Source organism: Borborobacter arsenicus (assembly GCF_003934165.1).
GTDB lineage: Bacteria > Pseudomonadota > Alphaproteobacteria > Rhizobiales > Rhizobiaceae > Pseudaminobacter > Pseudaminobacter arsenicus.
Genome location: NZ_RKST01000062.1, coordinates 1 through 9175, shown reverse-complemented (window position 1 = coordinate 9175; position 9175 = coordinate 1). Strand labels below are relative to the sequence as shown.

Here is a 9175-nt window from a genome sequence, read left to right as displayed (position 1 = left end):
ACTCAAAAGGGGCGTCGTGCGCGTCAACGCGAAGCATCGTTTCGTCGTCCGCTCCGTGGCGGCCGCCTTCGACGCATATCTTCCGCAGTCGCCACGCCCACACGCCAAAGCTAGCTGAAGCGACCTCCTGTAACATAGAGCATTCAGCAACGTGGATCATTCCGATTTTGTCGCCGGAGAGCGCCGAACTGACCACGAAAACCAAAGTCGAGAACGAAAGTGACGACACGCTTCCGGCGTTTCGTGATATGACCCGCCGGACGGCAACGAACGCCGTGCCTGACGACGATTTGCCCGCCGGTACCTCGCCGAGTTGATGACCAAGACCGCCGCGCAGCTTGAAAGCGACGACACGAATCCTAGAGGTTATGGGCTCTGGTGACCCAGCGGCATCGATGGATTGCCTGATCGTCACAAACCGTAAAGACCTCACAAATGACTACATTGTCAGGGAGTTGAAGAGGAACGGACTGTCTTTTTCCGCCTCAACACCGAGACAATCCCCCGCTTCCAAGTATCCGTATCGATCGAGAGAGGCGCGTTCGACCTGCACCACCACGATTGCGTAGTTAGACTGGGAGAGGTCAGGTCGGCCTACTTTCGGCGCGCCCGGAAATGCCACACGCCCACCTCGTTGGCGAGGACCAGTAGCGCACTACCGCCGAGACGAGTGGCTGTCCCTGCTGAAATCGATTTACCTGTTCCTCGATGTCCGCTGGCTCAGCCCCCCAAGCGCAATACTGATGGCCGAAGATAAGCCACGCCAGCTGCAGATGGCACGTTCGCATGGCTTCGAAATCCTGGCGACCATCGTTTCCAACTCCTTCGACGACGTTCATCGGTTCGCCTTCCGCTTGACGGTGGCTTCCTTGATGGCCCGGTTCATTCGTTCCACCTGCCCATTATCCGGTATGTGATGTGCGGTGCCTTTTCGTCCTGCTGTTCTTCTTCCGGAACGGCCTTATGGTGAGCCCATCCGGGACGTGGGGCACCGGGAGCGAAGGTGCGGGCAGGCCGTCTTTAGACTGTGGGCTGAGAGCCCGAGCTCGTTACATGGCCGCCCCTCGCGTTTTGCCCGCCAGCTCCCGTCCTTGACCGAGCCAAGAAGGAGAGAACAGGCATGCGTATCATCGGACTGGATATCCATCGTGCCTTTGCCGAGACGGTGGCTTGGGAGAACGGCAAGCTCAGGTGGCTGGGTCGTGTCGACATGCGATGCGATTTGCTGGGGGCGTTCGCCGCGAAGCTGTCGCCGGATGACGTCGTGGTGATCGAGGCCGCCGGCAACGCAAGCTCGGCGGCGGCAGTTGTCGCTCCGCATGTGAAGAAAGTGGTGATCGCCAACCCGAAGCAGGTGCGCATCATAGCTCATGCCAAGATCAAGACGGATACGATCGACGCCGCAGCTCGATGCCAGTGGTTTCCTGCCGGAAGTCTGGGCGGATGAGCCGCAAGCTCTGCGCCGGCAGGTGACGCGGCGCAATCAGATCGTCCGGCAGAGGACCCAACTGAAGAACGTCATCCAGGCGATCCTTCATAGCCACCTGATCCCGTCCTGCCCGCATGCCGATCTGTGCGGCGCCAAGGCAGATCGTGGCTGAACGAACAGATCGTGCCGGAGGACGAGCGCCTGGCGATCGATCGGCATTTACGCGAGTTCGACCGGCTGGGCGAAGACCTCCAGGTAATCGAACGCGATCTTGCCCGCTCGGCTCTGGATGATGAAGGTATGAAGCGGTTGATGACCATTCCCGGTGTCGATGTAACCATCGCGCTGGCGATGAACGCGGCAATCGACGACATGTCGCGTTTCGACGAACCGGCGATCCGCTCCGGAATCTCGGCATGGCCCAACGTAACGCCGTAAAAGAACCGTAGCGCACACACCGTCTGGTTCAACGCAGGCCACGAAATCCCGGCCGAGACAAGATGCAGCTGGAAGGCGGGATATCTTCCAGGCCGAGCCGGTCAGAGGACCGGCCGAAATGGCGGGAGAACTTCGCCACCGCGTGCACGTAGGATCGTTGCGCGGCCGGCGACAGATTGCGGGTCGTCATGTCTCTCAATCACGCGCTGGCGACTCGGGCATCTCATTACCCCTGTTCTTAACATTGCGCTTCAACAGCAGTAATCCTCAAGAACAGAAGCCTCACACGCAAACCTACCCGCTAAATGCCGCGTCAGCGGCTTCGTTCAATCCAGCGCTCAATTCGACAATGGTTGTGTAGTTATGGGCAATCATAGGACTTCTGTGCCCTTTACACGCTCGGTGCTTACAGTGTGAAGGATTCGTTCAACGATGGCATGATGACGTCCGAATTATGGAGCCGCCTCGACAGCGCTGTCATGGCGAGGGTTTCGCCATGCACCAGAAAGGTTCGTGCAGCCTTCGTATGGCGGTGCCACTGGACCAGTTCCGGCTGGGCGGCATGGGCAGAAAACCCGTTGATGGTATGAATGGTGGCGCGGACGGTGACGCTTTCGCCGAGCAAGGAGACTTCCCGCGCACCGTCGATTATGCGCCGGCCCAGTGTCCCTTCCGACGCGTAGCCGACGAAGACGATTGCGGACTCGGGCCGCCAGAGGTTGTGCTTCAGATGATGGAGAACCCGCCCGCCGGTACACATGCCCGAACCGGCCATAATGATGGCGCCACTGCGGATGCGGTTGATCGACGCCGATTCCTCCCGATCGCGCGTGAAGTGCAGTCCCCGGAAATCCAGAAAATCATGACCACTTGCGAACCCGGAGGCGATCTCGGGCCTGAGAAATTCGGCGTTACGCCTGAAAAGCTCCGTCGCCGCTATCGCCATGGGGGAATCGAGAAAGACTTGCGTCAGACCGGGCAACCTGCGGCTGACGATTGCCTGGCGCAGGTGGAAGAGCAGTTCCTGGGTTCTTTCCAGTGCGAATACCGGAATAACGACATTGCCGCCACGATCGAAGGCATCCCGCACCGTCTGCTCCAGTTCCGCGACCGATGCCGGGAGCGGGCGGTGCGGCCGATCGCCATAGGTCGATTCCATGACCACCGCGTCCGCCCCGGGTGGGGCGGTAGGATCGGAAATCAGGGGGCGACCGGCATTTCCGATGTCGCCGGACAGGACGAGCCTGCGGGAACTCCCACCTTCGGACAGTTCGAGAAGGATGCTGGCCGAACCGAGGATGTGACCTGCATCGAAGAATGTGGCGACAATCCCTTCGGCGAGCCGGATCGCCTTGCCGTAATGCGCAGTCCTGCCGAACTGCTCCATACAGTCAAGCGCGTCGAGCACCGAATAGAGCGGTCGCAAGTTTCCCGCACTTCCGCTGCGTGCCGCTCGGCGATGCCATCTCCGAGCCTCCTCTTCCTGCAGATTTGCAGCGTCGAGCAGCACCAGGCGCGTCAGATCCCTCGTAGCGGAGGTGGCGATTATCTCGCCCGTGAAGCCGCGTTTCCGCAATAAGGGCATTCGCCCGCAGTGATCAAGATGGGCATGAGTGAGGAGGAGCCAGTCGACGGCTGCTGGATCGAAGCCGAAGGGACGGTCATTTTCCTCGCCGAGTTCATGCTTGCCCTGGAAAAGGCCGCAATCGATCAGGATGCGGCGGCCGGCGCATTCGACCAGATGGCAGGAACCTGTCACTCCCCGAGCCGCGCCATGGAACGAAATCTTCAATTTTTGCCTCCGGACCCGAGAGCATGCGGGCGGCAAATGTCACGCCGCTGCGCGATCAGCCGCGCTGACCTTAACTTCGTCGGTGTGAGCAAACCCCTTCGAGTAGTCGAGCACCGAAATCACTTCGGGCCGAAGCTCGAAGACCGCGACGCCGGACATGTCGAGGCCGGTCATCATTGGCCCGTATTCGGGATATTTCTTCGGCAGCTCGGCAAACAGTATCTTGCGTATTGTCGCCTCGTCGGTAACGGGAAAGGCGCGTGCCGCCATTGATAGGCCGGTGATGGCATCAGGCTGCATTGTATCGTGGTCCACGGTCAGCGAGACGCGGTTGTCGCGCGCCAGGTTCCGCGCCTTTTGCGTGTCCTTGCCAGTCATGAACCACAGGGTCAGCCCCTGACTAACATAACCGACAGTGGTGGCCTGTGGCCAGCCGTCGGGGCGCAAGGTGGCGAGCGTAAGGATGCGATGTTCGTCAAGCAGCTTGAGGATCTTGGCGTGGAGGGTGGCGTCCATGGGAGGTCTCCTGTTCTGCTATGGCAGGAGAATAAGCGAGAGAGCGGCGCCGGGCGTTGATTTGGCGCAATGAGGGCTTGTCCGATGGGTGCGATATTTAGGAAGTGAGCGACGATTGTGCATCCTGGCATCTCCACCATGCCAGGAACTGCCGCAAGATCAATGGCGGGATCACCGTACTTTTCAATGGAGTATGCTCTCGACGTTTCAACCGCTGGTGCATTGTCACTCGGGTGCCTGCTTCTCATGTCGAACCTTTTCCTGGCCTATTGGCCCCAACTCCTTGCCGCGGTGTCCCTGCCATTGGCTATCGTCGCGATCGTTCATGCGGCCATGACGAAGGATGAGGTCCGTTCAGCCATCGGATGGGTTGGCGTCATTGTTCTATCGCCGGTGGTCGGCCCCTTGATCTACGCGATCGCGGGCATAAACCGCATTCGACGCGCCTCGATCGCCTCGGGGCGAGCACCTCTGGACGGTGACCTGCTGACGCACCCTCGCTTCGATACGACCAGCGAACTCGTTGCTGAAAAGTTCGGGAAGCGGTTTGCCGCTCTCAAGACCGTCGGCGACAGGGTCACGCGTCACCTCATGACGACGGGCAACTCGATAGACGTTCTGGGAACCGGCGACGAGGCATATGCCGCCATGGCCGCGGCGATCGATGGCGCTCGACGCAGCGTGATCCTCGAAACCTATATCTTCGACCGGGATCCGATCGGCCTGCGCATCGCTGAGTCGCTGATCGGTGCGGTCCGGCGCGGCGTCGATGTCCGTGTGCTGATCGATGCGGTCGGCGCGCGATATTCGGTTCCCAGCATTGTCGGCTATTTGCGCGACGAGGGCGTTGCGACGGACGTGTTCAACGGCAACATCATCATGGGGTTGCGTCTTCCCTATGCCAATCTCAGAACGCACCGGAAAATTCTGGTGGCGGACGGTGCTGTAGCTTTCGTCGGGGGAATGAATATCCGCAAGCAGTTCACCGCCGAGTTTTCCGGCCTCGATAGTTCCTGCGACACGCATTTTCGCGTGAGCGGACCGGTCATCGCCGACCTCCAGGCCATCGCGGCTGAAGATTGGCGTTTCACAACGGGCGAGAGGCTGGGCGGCGAAGCCTGGCGCATTGAGGTGCCTCCGGGCGAATCCGACGCGCCCATCCTTATGCGAGCCGTAGCAACCGGGCCCGATGCGAGCATCGAGACGAACCACAAACTTCTGATGGGAGCCTTTTCCGTCGCGCGCAGATCGATCCGCATAATGTCACCCTATTTCCTGCCGGATCGTGAATTGATTAGCGCGCTGACGACGGCGGCCCGCCGCGGCGTCGAGATCGATATCGTAGTTCCCAGCGAGAGCAATCTGGTTCTTGTGGATCGTGCGATGACCGCCCAGTTCGATCAGGTTTTGAAGAACTATTGCCGGGTCTGGCGAGCAAAGGGCCCATTCGATCACTCCAAGCTACTCTCGATCGATAGTACATGGGCCTTTATCGGCTCCTCCAATCTCGACCCACGGTCTTTGAGGCTGAACTTCGAAATCGATATCGAAGTGATGGATATAGACTTCGCGGGCAGAATCCACGCGCGGATCGGATCCCGGGTCTCGTCAGCGGTGCCTGTGACACTCGCAGGCCTTCGATCGCGGCCGTTCCTCGCCCGCTTGATCGACCGAATCTTATGGTTGGGGTCGCCTTACCTTTGATATTACACAATTGGCGGGCGCAGCGTGCCATGTGCCGTCTCGTGCGACACCTCTGCCTTCTGGTCTCCAGCTTCGGCGATGATCGTCAGTGCATTGATCGGCCCGATGCCGGGGATTTGCCGCAGGAGCTGATAATCCTGGCTGTGCCGCAGCAGTTCGTCGGCCTGGGCTTCGATCGCGTTGCGTTGCCAGATCAGGCTGCGTGCTTCGGCAACAACCATCCGCAACATGCGAATGGCAGGCGCGTTGGGCGGCAACGGCAGTCCGATCGATGTACGCGCCGTCTGGTAAATATCCATGAGAATCTGTGTCTTGCTGACCTTGCGGCCGACGACATCCCAGGCTGCTGTGACGAATTCCTCCTTCGTCAGCGCCGTGATGCTTGCCGGCGTCAGAAAGGCATCGAGAAAGGCATAGAACCAATCGCTGCGGCTGTTTCCACGAAAGCGCTCGATCTCGGGAAAATACAGCGGCAGGTAATGCGTCAGGACGCGGTGCGGGATCTCGGTCTTGGCCTTGGCGATCGCCTCATGCGTCTTCGACAGTTCCTGCACGTCGTTGATGCCGGCGCGCAGCAGGGATCGTGGTAGACCTGCGTCGTCCGAATCCTCAGCATTTGCAGGATCACCTGCGCATCCTTGGGATCGTTCTTGTCCCAGCTGTTGTGTAAGGCCTCCGGGGTCCGGGCGAGCGCCAGCGACGACACCAGCTGCACCTCAAAACCGGCCTCAGCCAGACGCCAGGCAATGGGTCGGTGATAGTTCCCCGTCGCCTCAAAGGCGCAGACCACGGATCGGCTATACGCCCGCAGAACATCGATCAGCCGGTCGTGCTCAGCACGGCTGTTGAGGACCGAAAGCCGACGGCGGCGCTTTTGCCCTGACGCTTCGATCAGGACCTCATTGCGCACCTTGGCAATGTCGATCGCTACCAGGACGGCATCGGCGGGTGTAGAATCTGCAACGGTCATGGTCGGTCTCTCCGGAATGGGTTGTGAACATTCACATTCCACAGAAACCTTGACTGGCTATGGCCACCTCGACCGGTGCGCGCCTGCAGCGAAAAGCTGCGCGCCGTCGTCTCGGCGGCTCCGCTATTCCTTCCAATAGGTGCTATAGCTTGTAGTCCAAGGACGTTTAAGTTTGCGGGGTGGGGGACCAAGGAAACCACTCAAGGTCATTCCATGAGCTTCACCTTGTGTTGGCCGTTTGCCACCTCACCCATACCGCCAGATGACGCATGTAGGCTAGATGGAGTTGGACGAACGAAGCCATCGTAGCTAATGGCGATCCCCAGAGGTTTGGACATTGGGTCGGCAAGACGACCAGATGCAAACGAGACGCTTGTGATGGGCGAAGGCCGTCTGTGCTATCTCTGGAGCGTCGCAATGTAGTTCGTCAGCGCGTGAATGCGTTCCTGCGTGACGGCCTCACCGCCAATTGGACCGTAGGCTTTGGAGTCGTCTTCCAGGAACTGCTGGCCCCAGACGGGCATTTCGCGGGCACCGTGACTAGGCGTCATTGAACGACCATCGATGGTTGCAAAAACCAGATAGTAGGGAAATTCACCGCCGTTTTGCATCTCCAGAACGGTCAGATCGGCTGGCCGCTTCGTCAGAACCTCGGCCAGTGGACCATCGCCTCTTCCATAAAGGCCGTGACAGGCGGCGCACGAATTCAGATACTCCGCCTCCCCATATGACTGCTCCTGGGCGAACGGCGTCCCGACATGCAGGACGCATACGCACAACATTGCGACACTTGCCCAACGCTTCACCATTTCCGCGCTCCCATGTTGGTGCAATTGTTCACGCCGTGTGTTCAGGCGCTTTGACGCGTGTCAAATCGGGCCATCTGCAGTGATCTTTGCTCCCGCCAGGAGTGAAAGTTGACGGAGATCAAACGCCTCGAGCGGGCGGCGGTATAGATTACCATCATCGCACGGCAAGAAGGAGGATGTGGCATGGCACGGTGGTTGAAGCTTGTGGGCCTCACAGGGGCATGCGCTCTTGCGATAGCGGTCTCAGCAGCCTGGGCACAAACCGACGGCTCTTCGTCGGGGCAGGGGAGCAGCCAGGCCGAACAAACAGCTCCCGGTCCAGAGGGCATGCGGGCGATGATGCGTGAGATGATGCAGGAGATGATGCGCCAGCAGCGAGAGGCCGGAACGAGCGCAAATGATGCTGAGCGCGACGACGATGATGACGACGGACGCTGGACGCGCCGTGACCACATGGGCGCGCGCATGGGATGGCAAGGCCGCATGATGCGGGGCGCTCCTGTGCGCGTGATGTTTGCCATCGTGGATGCCGACGGCGATGGCACGCTGTCGCTGCAGGAAGTTCAAGATTTCCACGCCCGGATTTTTCGTGCTGTCGACACAAACGGCGACGGCCAAGTCGCGATGGAAGAGGTTCAATCCTTCTGGCGCGGCCAAACCGACGACAATCCGCGCTAGATTGGAATTGGCTCCAGAAAAGATAGGATCGTGGAAATGGAAACCCCGTCCGTGCTCAAGGTTGAGCACGAGGAACTTCACGGCGAACTGGCGCACGCCATGAAATCTGGTGGGCGTACGGGGGAGGCGGCGAAAGCGGTGGCCGAGGTGATGCATCCCCATTTCCTCAAGGAGGAAGAATACGCGCTGCCACCGTTGGGCTTGCTACGGGCTTTGTCGACAGGCACGATTGAATCCGGAATGGTCGAGGCGCTTAAACTGACCGACAGGCTCGAGGCCGAACTACCGACCATGCTCGCCGAGCATGAGAAGATCGTTGCAGCGCTGGAACGCCTGGCAGAAGCAGCGAATGCCGAAGATAAGCCGGAATATGCGCGGTTTGCCGAGCGGCTGATCGCGCATGCCCTAACCGAAGAAGCGATTTCCTATCCGGCCGCGTTGCTGATCGGGAGGTATCTCAAGGCGGTTCTTCCGAAGTCGAGTTGAGCTGATTGATCGCTAGTTAGATCATTGATATCCGCTGGGTCACCGAAAATCGCATTGAGCGGGCCAACATCAATATTTTGCTGAAGTCGACGGGTGCCGCGGCAAGCGACGAAGCGACGCGCTCGCGATCTGGTGCTGCACTGCTCCGCCCCGAAAGCCGGCATGATCTGCTCGTTCGAGACCGATCTCTGTCTCTGTCAGGAGTCCACACCAGGCTTGAATTGCTCGGCGTCCGGTTCCGACGCTGACGGAATCATAATCTTTCCAGCGCCGCAGCTTGACTTGATCCTGCGCAAACAGCTGCGATGGCCCGGGCGCTAGGATGGGTTAAGCAATTGCAGAGGAAGCAAGGT

The 9175-nt window shown here is 59.7% G+C and carries 8 protein-coding genes and 3 pseudogenes; 6 read left to right on the top strand and 5 right to left on the bottom strand.

Annotated features, from left to right (window positions below):
- The 3 genes and pseudogenes from EET67_RS25925 to EET67_RS24635 all read left to right on the top strand — a co-directional run.
- Positions 1-317: hypothetical protein (locus EET67_RS25925; protein ID WP_210211168.1), on the top strand; the 317-nt coding region annotated here is incomplete at its 5' end.
- Positions 318-743: 426 nt separating this feature from the next.
- On the top strand, positions 744-917 hold the full coding sequence (locus tag EET67_RS25810) for a hypothetical protein (protein WP_165900037.1): 174 nt from the start codon (positions 744-746) through the stop codon (positions 915-917).
- A 203-nt stretch (positions 918-1120) separates the two neighbouring features.
- Positions 1121-1822: pseudogene (locus EET67_RS24635) on the top strand (IS110 family transposase); the annotation flags it as partial.
- Here the strand turns inward: EET67_RS24635 and EET67_RS26275 are convergent.
- The 3 genes and pseudogenes from EET67_RS26275 to EET67_RS24620 form a co-directional block, all read right to left on the bottom strand.
- Positions 1822-2094 (bottom strand): annotated as a pseudogene (locus EET67_RS26275) (phage integrase N-terminal SAM-like domain-containing protein); the annotation flags it as partial. The pseudogenes EET67_RS24635 and EET67_RS26275 sit on opposite strands and share 1 nt — an antisense overlap.
- Before the next feature lie 179 nt (positions 2095-2273).
- Positions 2274-3659 carry an MBL fold metallo-hydrolase RNA specificity domain-containing protein gene (locus EET67_RS24625; RefSeq protein WP_128628815.1) on the bottom strand — a complete coding sequence of 462 codons (1386 nt, stop codon included), beginning with the start codon at positions 3657-3659 and terminating at the stop codon, positions 2274-2276.
- A 39-nt stretch (positions 3660-3698) separates the two neighbouring features.
- Positions 3699-4175 carry a pyridoxamine 5'-phosphate oxidase family protein gene (locus EET67_RS24620; RefSeq protein WP_128628814.1) on the bottom strand — a complete coding sequence of 159 codons (477 nt, stop codon included), beginning with the start codon at positions 4173-4175 and terminating at the stop codon, positions 3699-3701.
- A gap of 246 nt (positions 4176-4421) precedes the next feature.
- On the opposite strand from EET67_RS24620, the gene EET67_RS24615 reads away from it, so the two are divergent.
- Positions 4422-5879: a phospholipase D-like domain-containing protein gene (locus EET67_RS24615; RefSeq protein ID WP_128628813.1), complete on the top strand. Its 1458-nt coding sequence runs from the start codon at positions 4422-4424 to the stop codon at positions 5877-5879.
- A gap of 62 nt (positions 5880-5941) precedes the next feature.
- Here the strand turns inward: EET67_RS24615 and EET67_RS24610 are convergent.
- Both EET67_RS24610 and EET67_RS24605 read right to left on the bottom strand, forming a co-directional pair.
- Positions 5942-6849 (bottom strand): annotated as a pseudogene (locus EET67_RS24610) (IS110 family transposase); the annotation flags it as partial.
- A 398-nt stretch (positions 6850-7247) separates the two neighbouring features.
- Complete coding sequence (locus EET67_RS24605; protein ID WP_342634691.1) at positions 7248-7658, bottom strand: c-type cytochrome; 411 nt, start codon at positions 7656-7658, stop codon at positions 7248-7250.
- A 348-nt stretch (positions 7659-8006) separates the two neighbouring features.
- On the opposite strand from EET67_RS24605, the gene EET67_RS24600 reads away from it, so the two are divergent.
- Together EET67_RS24600 and EET67_RS25855 are read left to right on the top strand one after the other, a co-directional pair.
- Entirely contained in the window at positions 8007-8336 is a 330-nt protein-coding gene (locus EET67_RS24600) for an EF-hand domain-containing protein (protein WP_245451234.1), read from the top strand.
- A gap of 36 nt (positions 8337-8372) precedes the next feature.
- Positions 8373-8822 (top strand): hemerythrin domain-containing protein, encoded by a 450-nt coding sequence (locus tag EET67_RS25855; RefSeq protein ID WP_245451235.1) that lies wholly within the window; start codon positions 8373-8375, stop codon positions 8820-8822.
- The last annotated feature ends 353 nt before the right edge of the window (positions 8823-9175 follow it).

Excerpts from the sequence above, each read along its gene's own strand:
- EET67_RS24605 (WP_342634691.1), bottom strand. The coding sequence starts at position 7,658 with ATGGTGAAGCGTTGGGCAAGTGTCGCAATGTTGTGCGTATGCGTCCTG.
- EET67_RS24600 (WP_245451234.1), top strand. The coding sequence starts at position 8,007 with ATGATGCAGGAGATGATGCGCCAGCAGCGAGAGGCCGGAACGAGCGCA.
- EET67_RS25810 (WP_165900037.1), top strand. The coding sequence starts at position 744 with ATGGCCGAAGATAAGCCACGCCAGCTGCAGATGGCACGTTCGCATGGC.
- EET67_RS25855 (WP_245451235.1), top strand. The coding sequence starts at position 8,373 with ATGGAAACCCCGTCCGTGCTCAAGGTTGAGCACGAGGAACTTCACGGC.
- EET67_RS24615 (WP_128628813.1), top strand. The coding sequence starts at position 4,422 with ATGTCGAACCTTTTCCTGGCCTATTGGCCCCAACTCCTTGCCGCGGTG.
- EET67_RS24620 (WP_128628814.1), bottom strand. The coding sequence starts at position 4,175 with ATGGACGCCACCCTCCACGCCAAGATCCTCAAGCTGCTTGACGAACAT.